9 protein-coding genes are annotated in these 15,209 nt (G+C 72.8%); 3 read left to right on the top strand and 6 right to left on the bottom strand.

The features are described from left to right. Positions 1 to 13 precede the first annotated feature (13 nt). Positions 14 to 2,539 (top strand): CHAT domain-containing protein, encoded by a 2,526-nt coding sequence (locus ACIBI9_RS09960; protein ID WP_397221567.1) that lies wholly within the window; start codon positions 14 to 16, stop codon positions 2,537 to 2,539. A 394-nt stretch (positions 2,540 to 2,933) separates the two neighbouring features. Here the strand turns inward: ACIBI9_RS09960 and ACIBI9_RS09965 are convergent, their stop codons facing one another. The 4 genes from ACIBI9_RS09965 to ACIBI9_RS09980 all read right to left on the bottom strand — a co-directional run bounded on the left by ACIBI9_RS09965 (position 2,934) and on the right by ACIBI9_RS09980 (position 8,437). Beyond that, positions 2,934 to 3,752, bottom strand: coding sequence for a sulfurtransferase (locus ACIBI9_RS09965; protein ID WP_397221568.1), 819 nt, complete (start codon positions 3,750 to 3,752; stop codon positions 2,934 to 2,936). A 54-nt stretch (positions 3,753 to 3,806) separates the two neighbouring features. Next, a complete protein-coding gene (locus tag ACIBI9_RS09970; protein ID WP_397221570.1) occupies positions 3,807 to 4,955 on the bottom strand; it encodes an alkaline phosphatase family protein in 1,149 nt (382 codons plus the stop codon). Positions 4,956 to 4,987: 32 nt separating this feature from the next. Then, positions 4,988 to 5,575 (bottom strand): DUF5998 family protein, encoded by a 588-nt coding sequence (locus ACIBI9_RS09975; RefSeq protein WP_397221571.1) that lies wholly within the window; start codon positions 5,573 to 5,575, stop codon positions 4,988 to 4,990. 135 nt (positions 5,576 to 5,710) lie between these two features. Then, positions 5,711 to 8,437: a GNAT family N-acetyltransferase gene (locus ACIBI9_RS09980; RefSeq protein ID WP_397221572.1), complete on the bottom strand. Its 2,727-nt coding sequence runs from the start codon at positions 8,435 to 8,437 to the stop codon at positions 5,711 to 5,713. A gap of 141 nt (positions 8,438 to 8,578) precedes the next feature. Here ACIBI9_RS09980 and ACIBI9_RS09985 point away from each other — a divergent pair, with 141 nt between their 5' ends. Together ACIBI9_RS09985 and ACIBI9_RS09990 are read left to right on the top strand one after the other, a co-directional pair. Next, positions 8,579 to 9,472, top strand: a complete 894-nt coding sequence (locus ACIBI9_RS09985; RefSeq protein ID WP_397221573.1) for a carbohydrate kinase family protein — start codon at positions 8,579 to 8,581, stop codon at positions 9,470 to 9,472. 87 nt (positions 9,473 to 9,559) lie between these two features. Beyond that, the gene (locus tag ACIBI9_RS09990) at positions 9,560 to 12,181 is read left to right on the top strand and encodes an ABC transporter substrate-binding protein (RefSeq protein WP_397221574.1); all 2,622 of its coding nucleotides are present in this window, start codon (positions 9,560 to 9,562) and stop codon (positions 12,179 to 12,181) included. 5 nt (positions 12,182 to 12,186) lie between these two features. Here ACIBI9_RS09990 and ACIBI9_RS09995 read toward each other — a convergent pair whose 3' ends face one another. Beyond that, positions 12,187 to 14,292, bottom strand: coding sequence for a RecQ family ATP-dependent DNA helicase (locus ACIBI9_RS09995; RefSeq protein WP_397221575.1), 2,106 nt, complete (start codon positions 14,290 to 14,292; stop codon positions 12,187 to 12,189). 59 nt (positions 14,293 to 14,351) lie between these two features. After that, complete coding sequence (locus ACIBI9_RS10000; protein ID WP_394490681.1) at positions 14,352 to 15,173, bottom strand: TauD/TfdA dioxygenase family protein; 822 nt, start codon at positions 15,171 to 15,173, stop codon at positions 14,352 to 14,354. Between the last annotated feature and the right edge of the window lie 36 nt (positions 15,174 to 15,209).

Genomic DNA, 15,209 nt, shown 5'->3' on the forward strand with positions numbered 1-15,209 from the left:
CCAAGGCACCCAAATGAGCGCAACACCAGAGCGACCCGACGACCGAGATCCACTCGTCGTGGCGGCCGAGGCCGCTGTCATGCGCTCCCTGGTCGATCCCGATCACGCCCTTCACGCCGGCCGTACCGTGCTCTCGTCCGCCCGCCGCGCCGGCAACCCCGAGGGCGAGGCCGTCGCGCACAGGGCCATCGCGCTGGCCTCCCGCGAGCTCGGCGATCTGCGGAGCGCCGAGCACCACCTCCGCGAGGCCATCGCCACCCCGGGCGCCCCGCCGGAGCGCATCGCCCAGGCCCGGCTCTCCCTCGTCACCGTACGCACCGAACGCGGCCACCCGCTCCAGGCCCTGCGCGTGGCCGCCCTGGCCTGGGCCCACCTCTCACCGCTGGACCGCGCCAAGCTCGACACCCAGCGCGCGGTCGCCCTGGCCCGCCTGGGCCGCCACCAGGAGGCCATCGCCGCCTGCGACCGCGCGCTGCGGGCCCTCGTGACCGCTCCGGGCACCATCGACGACCGCAGGTTCCTGGCGGGCGGGCTGCTCAACCGCGGCCTCGTCCACTCCTACCGCGGCGACTGGGACGCCGCCATGCGCGACCTCACCGCCTGCCTGGAGATCTCCCGGCACTCGGGGCTGCGGCACCTGGCCCGCCTGTCCGCCGCGAACCTGCCTTTCCTCGCGGTACGCCGGGGCGACATCGCGGGGGCGTTCAAGCTCTACCGCGAGGCCGAGGACACCCTGTTCGGCTTCCCCGAGCGGCTGGCCACGATGCGGGCGGACTTCGCCGGCGCCCTGCTGGCCGCCCACCTGCCGGGCGAGGCCAGGGCCATGCTGAGCCTGGCCGTACCCGATCTCGAGGCGTCGGGGGCGCACGTGGCGCTGGCCGAGGCGCGGCTGAAGCTGGCCCAGGTGGAGCTGCTGACCGGCGACCCGCGCCGGGCGCGGGAGGTGGCCGAGCAGGCGGCCGGCGAGCTGGCCGAGCAGGACCGGATGTCGTGGCTGCCGCTGGCCAAGGAGGTCGTCCTGCGGGCCCGGCTGACGCTCGAACCCGTCACCCCCGCCCTGGTCGCCGATCTGGTCGAGTGCGCGGACGAGCTGGAGGACGGCCTGGCGCACCTGGCGGGCGCTGCCGCGCTGCGGCTGGTGGCGGCCGAGGCGGCGCTGGCCGTGGACGACCATCCGACGGCCTCGGCGCAGCTGGCCCTCCTCACCGAGCACGCCGAACGTGAAGAGCCGTTCCCCCCGATCGGCACCCGGCTCACCCCGCTGGACTCGGAGCCAGCGCGGGAGGCGGAGATCCCGGTGCCGGTGCGGCAGCACGCGCTCGCCCTGGAGGCGTCACTGCAGGAGGACGCCACGGGGGCCTTCCGGGCGGTTCGCGTCGGACTGTCGGAGGTGGGCGAGCGGGTGGAGACGTTCGACGATCCCTCGCTGCGCGCCCACGCGGCCAGGGCCGGGGAGCGGCTGGCGGGGTTCGGGCTGGGGCTGGCGGTGCGGGGCGGATCCGCGGGAGAGGTGTTCGAGTTCGCGGAGCGGTGGCGGGCGGTGGCCGCGCCCTCGCACGCGTGCTCGCTGGTGGATCCCGAACGGGTGCGGGCGGAGCTGGGGTTCGGGGCGCTGGTGGAGTTCGTGGCGGACGAGGACGCGCTGCTGGCCGTACTCGTCACCGGGGATCGGGTGGCGCTGCGGCGGGTGGGCGACGTGCGGCAGGTCAAGGAGGCGATCGTCCGGCTCCGTCACGCGCTGCGCCGCCAGTGCTCCGCGACGCCGCATCTTCGCTGCGGCTTGGAGAGCGTCGAGGTGGCGGCTCTGGAGGTCGAAGGGCTGCTGCTGCGCCCGCTCCTCGCCGAGCTGGGAGACGGACCGCTGGTGGTGGTGCCGGTGGACGCCCTGCACACGCTGCCGTGGGGCGCGCTGCCGTGCCTGCGCGAACGTCCGGTCGACGTGGTCGCCAGCGCGGCCGGCTGGGTGCGGGCTCGGGAGCTCGCCCGCGCCCGCCGGAGCGGTCCGCCGGTGGTGGTGGCGGCGGCCGGACCCGCCCTGGCGCACGCGCACGCCGAGGTGGGGAACGTGCTCGCCTGCCACCCGGACGGGCGCGAGGCGCCGGGGCGCACCGGGCCGGTCCTGGAGGCCCTGGTGGCGGCCGACGTCCTCCACCTGGCCGCGCACGGAGTCTTCCACGCGCGCAGCCCGCTGGTGTCGGGGATCACGCTGGAGGACGGCTCGCTCATGGCCTACGACCTGCTGGACATCCCGCGGTCGCCGGGGCTGGTGGTGCTGTCGGCCTGCAACTCGGGGATGTCGCGCACGCCGGTGGAGGGGGCGCCGCTGGGCCTGCCCGGAACGTTCCTGTCCAAGGGGTCCGCGTGCGTGGTGGCGGGGCTGGTGCCGGTGCGGGACGAGGGGGCTCGGGCGCTCATGAGCATGTTCCACGAACTGCTGGTGGCGGGCCAGCCCCCGAACGCGGCCCTGGCCTCCGCAGCCGCCAAGACCGGCGAAACCGGCTTCGTCTGCTTCGGCGCCGGCGACCATCCGTTGTATTGAGGGCCGGTGTTACGGGGGCCGCCGCGACGACTTACGCCAGGGCGACGGCACCCCCACACGCCGACCCGTTCGCCTCGGCCGCCCCCGGCCAGCCCCGGACGGCCCGGGCGTGGACGACCCGGGCGGCTCGGGCGGCCCGGGCGGCTTCGGACGACTCCAAGCCGATCGGGCGCGAGCCGTCGGATCAGCGGCAGCCGACTGCTGTGGGGCGCCTTGCCGTTGTCGCGTGGGCAAGTGGCAGCAGCCAGGCGGCCTCGTCGCCATCGGAGCAGGTGTCTCGCCGAGCACACCGCCCCACCCGCCATGCCGCAGCCGGAGACCGGCCGATCCGCCGCCCGCCGGGATCAGCTGGGCCCGGGGTCAACCGTGGGCCCGGGCCGGCCGGGGCCCAGGGTCAGCCGGTGGCGATTGGGCGGGAGGGGTCGGCCACCCAGTTGGACCAGGAGCCCACGTACAGGGCGGCGGGCAGGCCGGCCACCTCCAGGGCCAGCACCTCGTGCGCGGCCGTCACGCCGGAACCGCAGTAAGCCCCCGCCTGAACCCCTTCCCGGACCCCGAGCCCGGTGAAGCGGTCCCGGAGGGTGGCGGGCGTGAGGAAGCGGCCGTCGGGCCCGACGTTCTCCGTGGTGGGCGCGCTGATGGCCCCGGGAACGTGCCCGGCCACCGGATCGATCGGCTCCACCTCGCCCCGGTAGCGTTCGGCGGCTCTGGCGTCGAGCAGCACGCCCTGGGTGGCCAGCGTCGCCGCCTCGTCGGCCGTCAAGGCCGGCATCCCGCCGGGCCGCGCGGTGAAGTCGCCGGACGCCGGGAGGTCGGGTGAGTCCTTCGTGGTGGGCAGCCCGGCCTCGGTCCACGCGGGCAGCCCGCCGTCGAGGACGCGGACGTCCTGGTGGCCGAAGTAGCGCAGCGCCCACCAGGCCCTGGCCGCGACCGTGGAGCCGGCGTCGTCGTAGACGACCGCGGGGCGCCCGTCCGACACTCCGAGCCGCCGCATCGCGCTCTGGAACGCGCCTGCCCCGGGCAGCGGATGCCGCCCGCCCGCGCCGGGCGCGGCCGCGAGATCCTGGTCCAGATCGCAGTAGACGGCGCCCGGAATGTGACCCTCGCGGTAGAACTCCACCCCGGGCGGCCCGCCGAGCCGCCAGCGGACGTCGAGCACCGTCACGTCATCGAGCGCGGCGAGCTCGGCCGGTGTGATCAGCGGGCTGGTCAAGGCGTACCCCCAGAGAATTCGTCGCCGGAACTCGTCACAGTATCCCCGGCCAGGTCACGTGCGGACCTCAAGCAGCGGCACGTGCTGCTCGGCCGCCGTCATCGAGCCGTGGTAGCCGGTGAACAGGGCCTCGATCCTGTGGTGGGTGGGCGCGATGATCGCCAGGTCGGCGTACGGCACGGCCACGACGTCGCCGATGCGCCCCAGCCACGCGTCCCGCACCCGAGGGCCGAACCAGCCCGACTCCACCGCCTCCCGCCTGGACACCACCCAGGCCTTCCCGCGAAGGGTCTCGCGCCACGCCTCCAGCACGTCGCGCCCGGCTCCCGGCTCGGCGTAGACGTGCCTGGCCCTGGCCTCCCCGCCGAGCAGCGCCACGCCCTCCGTCAGCTCGGGCACGCTCTCGGCGTCGATCTTCTCGGTGGCGTTGACCATGCCGTGGTCGGCGGTCACGTAGAGGGCGGACCCAGGGGGCAGGCCCTGCGCGAGCCGCTGGGCCATGTCGTCGACGACGGCGAGCTGCCGCAGCCACTCAGCGCTGCCCCACCCCGTCATGTGCCCGGCGGCGTCCAGATCGCCGTAATAGACGGTGACATGCGCCGCCCCTTGGCGCATCGACTCGTGCACGCGGGCCACGCGGTCGTCCACGGTGTCGGCGGCCACGTAGCGTACGCCCCGGTAGACGGCCTTCGTCAGGCCGGTGCCCTCGAACTCGGCGGGGGCGACGTAGACCGCGTCGAGCCCGGCCAGGGTGGCGCGCTGGTAGACGGTCGGGGCGGGCTGCCACTGCTCGGGATCCATGGTGAGACCGTCGGGGAGGGTCCACCGCAGGCAGTTGAACAGGTGGCCGGTGCCGGGCACGGCCAGCGTCAGGCCGAGCATGCCGTGCTCGCCCGGGGTCAGGCCGGTGCCCAGGGAGCAGAGGCTGGTGACGGTCGTGGCCGGGAATCCGGCGGTGAGGGTCCGGCCCGCCAGGCCGGACAGGAACGGGGCGGCCTCGGCGTGGGCCCTCAGCAACTCGGCGCCCAGGCCGTCGACCAGGAACAGGCACACGCGATCGGCCGGCTCCAGGACGAGCGGCCCTCCACCTGACGGTGCGGGTGAGCTCGCCGTATCCGGGTCGGATGCGCGTACGCCCAGCGCCGCCAGCAACGCGTCGGGCAGGTCCGCGAGTGACCCGCCGCCGTACCCCGGCACCAGCATGTCGTTCATCCTAAGCCTCGGCGGATCGCTCCTCAGGAAGCGCGGGCGGTGGCTTCGGAGAGGGCCTTGGCGAAGGCGAGGACGTGGGTGACCGCTTCCGGGCCGTCGGCCGCCTCGCTGACCCGCAGGGACAGGTCGTCGGCCGTGATCGCGCCCGTGTAGCCGTGGTCGGCCTCGCAGTTTTCGTCGCCGCAGGTCGCCGGCTCCAGGTCCACGTGCGAGATGGCGCCCCACCCGATCGTGAGCGTCACCTCCGTGGGAGGCACGCCCGGGACGTAGGAGGCGGGGTCGGGCACCACGCGCGTGACGGCGACCGACTGGACGCGGCTCAGGCGCACGGCCTCCGTGGTCGTGGAGGCATGGGACGTCGAGACGCCCTCGACCGCGGGATGCTCGTCGGTGTGGCAGACCAGCAGCCGCGTCGCCGACAGCACCAGCACCGTGACGTGCCTGCGCACCTCCATGGCGGGATCGAAAGTGGCCTCGTGATGGACCACGAAGGCGGTCACTGCGTCCTTGCCCAGCGCGGATTCGACCGCATCGGTGACGAGGTCGGGATAGTAGCCGCTGCGCTCGATCGCTTCACGCAGGCCCGCGGCTGAGACTCGGGTTTCCCTCATGGGTCCATCCTGCCAGGACGAGGCTGTGTGCTCACCCGCCGGATATAACGCTCTATAACGTCTTTTATCCAGGCATCAAAGGACGCTTTGGTTCACCCCATTCGCCGCCGTCGGCCGCCCTTCGCTGAGAGCTGATCACGACAGCCTCCGGGGGCCGCCGTCGAGGCGTGGGCCCGCCGGAGTGCGGAGGGTGGCGCGGGCGCCGAGGGCGATGACCCCCGACTCGCCGACGAGCACCTGGTCCAGGTCCAGCCGGGCCACCTCCGGCAGGTCGTGGGCCAGGCGGCCGACGCGTACCAGGAGGTCTTCCAGGGCGTCCACGGCCACGGGCGGGTAGCCGTACTCACCGAAGAGCAGCGGGGCCGCGCGGACGGAACGCACGAGTGCGGCGGCGTCCTCGCGGGTCAGGGGGGCCAGGCGGAAGCCCTGGTCGAGGAGGAGGCGCGCGGTCACCTCGCCGAGCCCGAACGAGACGAAGGGGCCGAACGCGGGGTCCTCGACGACGCCCACTACGGTCGGGACGGCCGGCTGCGGCGCCATGCGCTGGACCGCCAGCTCGACGCGTTCGCCCAGCTGGTCGGCGAACTCGGCGTAGGCGTGGCGGACCATCTCGGGCCCGGTCAGGCCGAGCCGCACGGTGCCCGCGCGCTGCGAGGCGCCGGGGTCTGCCACCTTGAGCACCACCGGCCACCCGAGCCGCTCGGCCGCCTTCACCGCCTCGTCCGGCGACCGCACCACTTCGGCGGGCCAGACGGTCAGGCCGTAGCAGGACAGGAGCTCGGCGGCGTCCACCTCGACCGGCGGGCCAGGCTGCGCGAACGCCCCCGACTGCGACGGCGTGGCGGGGCCCTCCCCCACCTCTGACGCGCCGGTCGTGGTGAGGGCCGCCTGGACGAGGGCCTTGGCGCGGGCCGTGTCGATGTCGTCCAGCTCCGGCGGCGGCACCGCCGGGTGGGCGCGCCACCTCGCGTAGCGGACCACATGGGCCAGCGCCCGTACGGCCTCCTCGGGCGCCGCGTACGAGGGGATCGAGCCGCGCGAGGGCGTCGTCCCGCACCCCGGCGGGCCGGTCTCGACGCGGAGGGCCGGGTGCATGCCCAGATGCCCCTGGAACGTCGCCACCACCGGCTTGCCGGAGTCCTTCGAGACCCGCAGCAGCTCGGCCGCCACCGCGTCCGTGTCGCCGGGGATGGGCGGCATGTAGATCACGACGGCGGCGTCCACGTCGGGAGAGGCCAGCTCGCCGGCGAGGGCCGCGCCGAACTCCGAGGTCCCGGCGGCGGCGCCCAGGTTGACCGGCGAGCGGGGTTCGAGGCCGGCGGCGAGGCAGGCGTCGGCGGCCAGGAGCCCGAGCGCGTCGGAGTTGGTCACGAGCGCGACCCGAGGCCCGGCGGGCAGCGGCTGATAGGCCAGCAGCTGGCCCACGTCGAAGAGCTGGATGAGGTCGTCGACCCTGATCAGCCCCGCCTGCTCGAACAGCGAGCTGATCGCCGAGTCGGGCAGCCGCAGCTCCTCCGCCGAGTGCCCGGCGGGGGTGCCGCCGCTCTTGACCACCACGACCGGCTTGCTGTGGGCGATGCGCCTGGCCAGCCGGGTGAACTTGCGCGGATTGCCGAGCGACTCCAGGTAGAGCAGGATCACCTCGGTCGAGTCGTCTTCCTCCCAGTACTGCAGCAGGTCGTTGCCGGAGACGTCGGCCCGGTTGCCCGCGGAGACGAACGTCGAGATGCCCATGCCGCGCTGTGCCACCCGCTGGAGCAGCGCGGTGCCGAGCGCGCCCGACTGGCTGAAGAACCCCACCTTGCCCCGGCACGGCAGGGTGGCGGCGAGGGTCGCGTTGAGCTGGACGGCGGGGTCGGTGTTGGCGATGCCGAGGCAGTTGGGGCCCACGACGCGCAGCCCGTACGAACGCGCGAGGCGAGCCAGCTCGTCCTGCCTGGCCTTGCCCTCCTGGCCCGTCTCCCCGAACCCGGAGGAGACCACCACCAGCCCGTGCACGCCCTTCTCCGCGCATTCCTTGACCACGTCGATCACGCCGGAGGCGGGCACGGCCACCACGGCCAGGTCGACGTCGCCGTCGATGGCCCCCACGCTCGGATAGGCCCGCACGCCCGCCACGGCCCGCACCTCCCGGTGCACCGGGTAGACGGGGCCGGTGAAGTCGGCGCCCAGCAGGTTGCGCAGGACGGTCTGGCCGACCCCGCCGGGCTCGCGCGAGGCGCCGATGACGGCGACCGAGCCGGGGGCGAGCAGCCTGGCGATGGACCGGGACTCGGCGCGGTGCTCGCGGGAGAGCGTGACCTCCGTCGAGGTCTCGGTGGGGGTGAGGTCGAGCGTCATGCGTACGACGCCGTCCTCGAACTGGCTCTGGGCCGTGTAACCGGCCTGGCGCAGCAGGCCCATCATGCGCATGTTGGCGGGCAGGACGTCGGCGACGAAGCGTTCGATGCCGTTCTCGCGGGCGGTGGCCGCCAGGTGCTCCAGGAGCACGGAGGCCACTCCCCTGCCCTGATGCGCGTCCTCGACGAGGAAGGCGATCTCGGCCTCGCCGGGGCCGGTGCGGTCGTAACGGATGACGGCGACCATCTCGGCGCCGATGGTGGCGATCAGCGCGACCCGGTTGACGTAGTCGACGTTGGTGAACCGCTCGACTTCCCGGTCGGACAGCCGGGGCCTCGGCCCGAAGAACCGGAAATAGATCGACTCGTCGGACAGCCGCGAGTAGAAAGAGCGGAGGCGGTCGGCGTCGGCGGGCTTGATCGGTCGTACGTGCGCGGTGCCTCCGTCGGCCAAAACGACGTCGGCTTCCCAGTGGGCCGGATAGTGTGCCTCCACAGTGTCGAGCGTAAACCCGCATTTCATATGCCAAGACCGGAGCCCCTGTTGGGCAACGCTTGTGCATCGACTGCAGCCCGGTGTCCTGGGACCGCCCCACGGGCAGCCCGGAAGCTGTTAGTTTTGCCGTGGCCAGGCTCGTTCTGAAGGCAGCAAGGTGGTGACATCATGACGCGGGTCGTCGTGGTGGGCGATCTCATGACCGACGCGGTCGCGCGCGCCCGTTATGCGCTTGCCAGGGCGAGTGACACCCCGGCGATCGTGACCATGCACGGCGGCGGCTCGGGGGCCAACATCGCCTCGTGGCTGGCCGTCGAGGGCGCCGAGGTGGCCTTCATCGGCCGCAGGGGCGCCGACATCACGGGGCGTAACCGCGACATGGAGCTGATGGGCTACGGCGTCGACGCCCGGCTCGTCATGGATCCCGAGCGGCCCACCGGCACGTGCGTGGTGCTCGTCACGCACAAGGGCGAGCGCACCATGCTCTCCGACCCCGGTGCCAACGCCGCGCTGTCGCCGGAGGACCTGCCGCGTGACCTGTTCACGGGCGGGGCCCACCTCCACCTGTCCGGCTACACGCTGATCAACGAGGGTTCGCGCGACGCGGGCCTCGCCGCGCTCGACATGGCCAGGCGCAGCGGCATGTCGATCTCGGTCGACTGCGCCTCGTCCGCGCCTCTGGAGCGCACGGGCGCCGAGTCGTTCCTGGAGTGGACCAACGGGGCCAAGCTGCTGTTCGCCAACATCGAGCAGGCCAAGGTGCTGACCGGCCGCGACGAAGCCGAGGCCGCCGCCAAGGTGCTGACCGCGTGGTTCCCGCAGGTCGTCATCAAGATGACCGCCGAAGGCGCGCTGTGGTACGCCAACGGCCGCCCCGACCCGGTCCACGTGGCCGCCGAGCCGGTCGACAAGATCGTGGACGGCACGGGCGCCGGAGACGCGTTCTGCGCCGGTTTCCTGCCCGTCTGGCTGGCGGGCAAGCCGCCGACCGAGTCGCTGGCCGCGGGCTGCCGCCTGGCCGCCAAGGCCATCATGCACCTGGGCGCCCGGCCGCCGTTCTAGTCCCACAGGTCTCCCTTGTGAGCGGTCTTGCACCGCTATGGTGGAGAAAATCGGGATGAGTGCGAATAAGGGAGCCGGATGCGCGGCGTGCGTCCGTTAAGGCCGGGCGACCCCACGTCGGTGGGTTCGTACAAGGTCACCGGCTTTCTCGGCGAAGGCGGTCAGGGCAGCGTCTACCTCGGCGTCTCCCCGTCCGGCGAGCAGGTCGCGATCAAGCTGCTGCACGCCAGGTTCGCCGACGACGAGCAGGCGGTACGCCGCTTCCGCCGCGAGGCCGAGGCGGCGCGGCGGGTGGCCGAGTTCTGCACGGCACGCGTGCTCGAGGTCGGAGCCGTCAACGACCAGCCCTTCATCGTCGGCGAGTACGTCGACGGGCCCTCCCTGCACCACCAGGTCACCAAGGAAGGCCCCGTCCAGGGCCCGGCGCTCGTGCGGCTGGCGATCACCACCGCCACGGCCCTGGTGGCCATCCACGGATCCGGGGTCGTCCACCGGGACTTCAAACCCAGCAACGTGCTGCTAGGGCCGGACGGGCCCCGTGTGATCGACTTCGGCATCGCCCGGGCGCTCGACATCAGCCAGAGCCTGACCAGCAGCATCGTGGGCACCCCCGCGTTCATGGCCCCCGAGCAGTTCCTCGGAGAGGCCTCTCCGGCGAGCGACGTGTTCGCCTGGGCGGGCACCATGATCTTCGCCGCCACCGGGCGCGGGGCCTTCGGCTTCGGGCCGCTGCCCGTGGTCATGCACCGCATCCTCAACCTCGACGCCGACCTGAACGGCGTGCCGCCGGAGATAGCGCCGCTGCTGTGGGCCTGCCTGGCCAAGGACCCCCGGCGACGACCCACCGCCGAGCAGCTGATGCGGGACCTCATCCGCGCCGGCACCGCCCCGCCCGTGGAGCGGCCGCCGCAGCCGGTGGGCGGCCCCGTACGGCCGCCCGCGCCGGGGGCCGCGACCGAGCCCTCGCGGCGGGGCAGGCAGCGCAGGGCCCTGATCTCGATCGGGGCGGCGGCCACCGCTCTCGTGACCGGGGTCGCGGTGTGGCTCGTGGCGCGGACCCATCCCGAGGACACCCCGTCGAACCCCACGCCCACGGCCCCGCAGGTGGCGGCCTTCGGGACGGCCGTGACCTCCGTGGCGGACCCTTCGGCCAAGAAGGGCGGGACCCTGCGCGTCGTCTCGCCGTACGAGCTGGAGTCCGTCGATCCGGGGAACATGTACATGCCGGATTCCATGAACCTGGTGCGGCTCTACGGGCGTTCGCTGACGATGTTCAAGCCGGCGCCGGGAGCCGCCGGGACGCAGATCGTGCCGGACCTGGCCGAATCGCTCGGCGTGCCGAGCGACGGCGGCAAGACCTGGACCTACAAACTCCGGCAAGGCGTGAAATATCAGGACGGCACGCCGGTCACCTCCGAGGACGTCAAGTACGCGATCCTGCGGAGCATGGATCCCTCCCGCAACCTGGGATCGACCTACTTCGACCTCATGCTCGATCTCCCCTCCGGCTACCAGGGTCCCGGCAAGTCGCCGAGCGCGAACACCGACTCCGCCATCCAGACCCCCGACGACCGGACGATCGTCTTCCACCTCAAGCGGCCCTACGCGACGTTCGACGACGTCGTGCAGCTCCCCGAGACGATCCCCGTGCCGAAGGCCAAGGACACGCAGGACACAGTCCTCGCCTCGGGCCCGTACAAGATCGAGAGTGTGTCCGCCGACAAGAAGAAGATCGTCCTCACCCGCAACGACCAGTGGGCCGCCGCCACGGACCCCAACCGCAATGCGCTCCCCGACCGGTACGAGATCGACTACCAGGTCGCCGACGCCGAGCAGCGGCTGCGGGCCGGCACCGCCGATTTCGGCTTCATGACCAGCTCGGCGAGCAGCGAGGCCGCGGTGCTCGCCGACCCGGCGCTCAGGAAGCGGGCCGACGTCCCGGTGAGCACGTCCGTGCGCATGCTGGCGATCAACCCGCAGGTGGCGCCGTTCGACAAGGTCGACTGCCGCAGGGCGGTGGTCCGCGCGCTCAACCTCAAGAACCTCGCCCTCGCCTACGGCGGGCCGACGCAGTCCCAGCTGCCCACGTCGCTCGTCCCGCCCGCGGTCGCCGGCGATCGCTGGCGCGATCCGAGCCTGAAGGCCGAGGGCGACCAGCAGGCCGCCAAGCAGTCGCTGGCCGCGTGCGGGAAACCGTCCGGGTTCACCGCCAACTACGTCTATCGGGATCTGTCCGCCGAGAAGCAGATCGCCGAGGTCGTACAGCGCGACCTCGGCGAGATCGGCATCGACGTCAAGCTGCGGCAGGTCTCCACCGCGGAGTTCCACAAGACATACGGCGGCAACCCCGGCAACCTCAAGCGGCAGGGCATCGGCCTGATCCCCAAGTCCTGGGCGCCTGACTGGCCCGACCCCGACTCGTTCCTGTCGTCGATGGCGGACAGCAGGCAGATCACCGACACGTATTCGTTCAACGTGAGCGTCCGCGTCAAGGCGATCGACGATCTCATGGACCGGGCCAGGGCCGAGCTCGACGCGGGCAAGCGGGCCGGCCTGTGGACCGAGGTGGAGCGGAAGCTCGCCGACGAAGCCGTGCTCGTGCCGCTGGTCTGGGTGTGCCCGGTGCTGCTACGCGGCCAGAACGCCACCAACGTCCACGTCAGCCCCGTCTTCGGCAACTACGACCTGCTCACCATGGGCGTCAAGTAGGCGCCTCACGAGGTGACGGCCAGGGTGAGCGGGAGGACCGCCGGAGCGCCCGCGTGCCGGATCAGGGCCGCCGCCAGCGTCACCGTCCACCCCGTGTCGACGCGGTCGTCCACCAGCAGCACCGGCCCGCCGCAATCGGCGATCGAGGCGCCCAGCTCCTTGGGCATGGCGAGCGTCCCCCGGACCGCCTGCACCCGCTTCGCGCTGTTGAACTGCTGGCCGGGCGCCCCCGCCCGATAGCCCAGCTCGCCGAGATAGGACAGCCGCCCCACGGACGCCAACCGCTCGGCGAAGCTGCGCACCAGCGTGGGGCGCGTCGCGGACGGAACGTTGACCACGGCCACGGGCCGCTCGCGCCACTCCCAGGCCGCCAGCACCTGCACCACGGCCTTGAACACGTCGTCGGGCACCGGCCCGTCGCCCCCGTTGAACAGCTCCCGCAGCCGGTTGCCCCAGCCGATGTCGGTCAGCCGCCCGAGCGCCCGGCCGGGCTCGGCGCCCAGCTCCGGCTTGATCCGCCCGGACAGGTCGGACAGCCCGGTGGGCCACTGCCTGCGGGCCTCGATCTCGACGCCGGGCCTGCTCAGCCGCTGCCGGGCGCCCTCGACGGCCTGCGCGCCGATCTCCGGCGAGCGGTGCCGCCCGGTGCAGTTGTCGCAGCGTCCGCACGGCGTGGCGGTCTCGTCGTCGAGGTGCCTGCGCAGGAACTGCTCCCGGCACTCGGACGTCGTCAGATAGGCCAGCATGGCCTCCTGCTCGGCCCTGCGCTCGGCGGCGATGCGGGTGTAGCGCTCGACGTCGTACGCCCACGGCTCGCCGGTGGCCTCCCAGCCGCCCTTGACCCGCCGGACCGCGCCGTCCACGTCGAGCACCTTGAGCATCATCTCCAGCCGGCTCCGGCTCAGGTCGACCGCCGTCTCCAGCGCCGGGGTGGACGTCACGCCGCGCTCTTCGAGCGTCCGGAGCGTGGTCTGTACGACGGGCTCGGGCGGGAACGCCAGCGAGGCGAAATATGACCAGATATCCCGATCCTCGGTGCCCGGCAGCAGGATCACCTCGGCCCGCTCGACCCCGCGCCCGGCCCGGCCGACCTGCTGGTAGTAGGCGACGGGCGACTGCGGCGCCCCCACGTGCACCACGAACCCCAGATCCGGCTTGTCGAACCCCATCCCCAGCGCGCTCGTCGCCACCAGCGCCTTGAGTTTGTTGGTCAGCAGCGCCTCCTCGGCCGCCAGCCGCTCGGCCGGGTCGGTCTGCCCGGAGTAGGCGGCCACCTCGAACCCCTGGTCGCGCAGGTATCCGGCGATCTCGTGGGCGGCGGCGACGGTCAGGGTGTAGACGATGCCGGAGCCGGGCAGCTCGCGCAGCGTCTGCGCCAGCCAGGCCAGCCGCTGCTCGGCGGTGGGCAGGCGCACGACGCTCAGATGCAGGCTCTCCCGCTCCAGCGGCCCGCGCAGCACGAGCGTGCCGTCGCCGTCGTCGCCGGGCAGGCGCATCTGCTCGGCCACGTCACGGGTGACGCGGGCGTTGGCGGTGGCGGTGGTGGCCAGGACGGGGATGCCCGGCGGCAGCTCCTCGAACAGCGTGGCCAGCCTGCGGTAGTCGGGCCGGAAGTCGTGGCCCCAGTCGGAGATGCAGTGGGCCTCGTCCACCACCACCAGCCCGGCGCTCTCGGCCAGCTCGGGCAGGACGTTGTCACGGAAGTCGGGGTTGTTGAGCCGCTCGGGGCTGACCAGCAGCACGTCGACCATGCCCTCGGCGACCTCGCCGTAGATCTCCTCCCACGCCTCGGGGTTGGCGGAGTTGATCGTGACGGCCCTGATGCCGGCCCGCTCGGCGGCGGCGATCTGGTTGCGCATGAGCGCCAGCAGCGGCGAGACGATGACCGTGGGGCCCTCGCCGAGCTCGCGCAGGAGCGCGGTGGCCACGAAGTAGACGGCCGACTTGCCCCAACCGGTGCGCTGCACGACGAGCACCCGCCGCCGATCCAGGACCAGCGCCTCGATCGCGGCCCACTGATCGTCGCGCAGCACGGCGTGCTCCCCGGCCAGGGCCCGCAACCGCTCCTCGGCCTCTTCACGCAGCATCGCGACATCGGGGGCTTCACTCATGCCCCCCTTGTTACCAGCTTTCTCCGACGGAATGGGCCGGCGGGCCTCAAGCCGTGCCGCTACTTGTCGGCGTGCTCGGGGAAGGCGTTGATGGTGACGCGGTGCATGCGGCGGCGTTCGGTGTAGTCGGCCACCGCGTAGTGCTGGGTCGGGCGGTTGTCCCAGAACGCCAGCGTGCCGGGCCGCCACCGCAGCCTGAGCTGGTACTCCGGCGACCGGATGTGGTCGATCAGGAGCGGCAGCAGCGCCTCGTTCTCCCGGTCCGTCAGCCCCACCAGGCGGGTCGTGGAGGCGCGGTTGACGAAAAGGGCCTTGCGGCCGGTCTCCGGGTGCACGCGGACCACCGGGCGCTCCACCGGCGGCCACTGGGCCTGGATCTCGGCCAGGTCGAACGGGTGCCCCTTCGCGATCGCCTTCTTCATCGACATCGTGATGTCGTGCACGGCGGTCAGCTCGTCGCACAGCCGCTGCAGCGACGGCGAGAGCGTCTCGTAGGCCAGGTACGTGTTCGCCCAGCACGTGTCCCCGCCCACGCTGGGCAGCTGGACGCAGCGGAGCAGGGAGCCCATCGGCGGGGTGGGCTCGAAGGTGTTGTCGCTGTGCCACTCGTCCCCGCCCTCGCCCTTCGGTGAGGTCTGGTCGAGGACGTGGATGGGGCTGGTGGAGTCCTTCTTGAAGGCGGGGTGGTTGAGCGAGCCGAAGTTCAGGGCGAATTGCAGGTGCTGTTCGTCGTCGATGTGCTGGTCGCGGAAGAACAGCACGAGGTGCCTGAGCCAGCCGGCCCGCAGGGTGGCGACCTCTTCCTGCGACAGCGGTTTGCGCAGATCGACCCCGGTGACCTCGGCGCCGATGTGCATGGTCACGGGATGGAACTCGATCATGACACCTCCGGATACAGGTGGGAACCCTCGGCCCGA

The sequence above is a fragment of the Nonomuraea sp. NPDC050451 genome, from assembly GCF_044458585.1.

Coding starts and splice junctions, on each gene's coding strand:
- ACIBI9_RS09960 (WP_397221567.1), top strand. CDS start 14: ATGAGCGCAACACCAGAGCGACCCGACGACCGAGATCCACTCGTCGTG.
- ACIBI9_RS09970 (WP_397221570.1), bottom strand. CDS start 4,955: ATGCTGGTGCCGGGGTACGGCGGCGGGTCACTCGCGGACCTGCCCGAC.
- ACIBI9_RS09975 (WP_397221571.1), bottom strand. CDS start 5,575: ATGAGGGAAACCCGAGTCTCAGCCGCGGGCCTGCGTGAAGCGATCGAG.
- ACIBI9_RS09980 (WP_397221572.1), bottom strand. CDS start 8,437: ATGAAATGCGGGTTTACGCTCGACACTGTGGAGGCACACTATCCGGCC.
- ACIBI9_RS09985 (WP_397221573.1), top strand. CDS start 8,579: ATGACGCGGGTCGTCGTGGTGGGCGATCTCATGACCGACGCGGTCGCG.
- ACIBI9_RS09995 (WP_397221575.1), bottom strand. CDS start 14,292: ATGAGTGAAGCCCCCGATGTCGCGATGCTGCGTGAAGAGGCCGAGGAG.
- ACIBI9_RS10000 (WP_394490681.1), bottom strand. CDS start 15,173: ATGATCGAGTTCCATCCCGTGACCATGCACATCGGCGCCGAGGTCACC.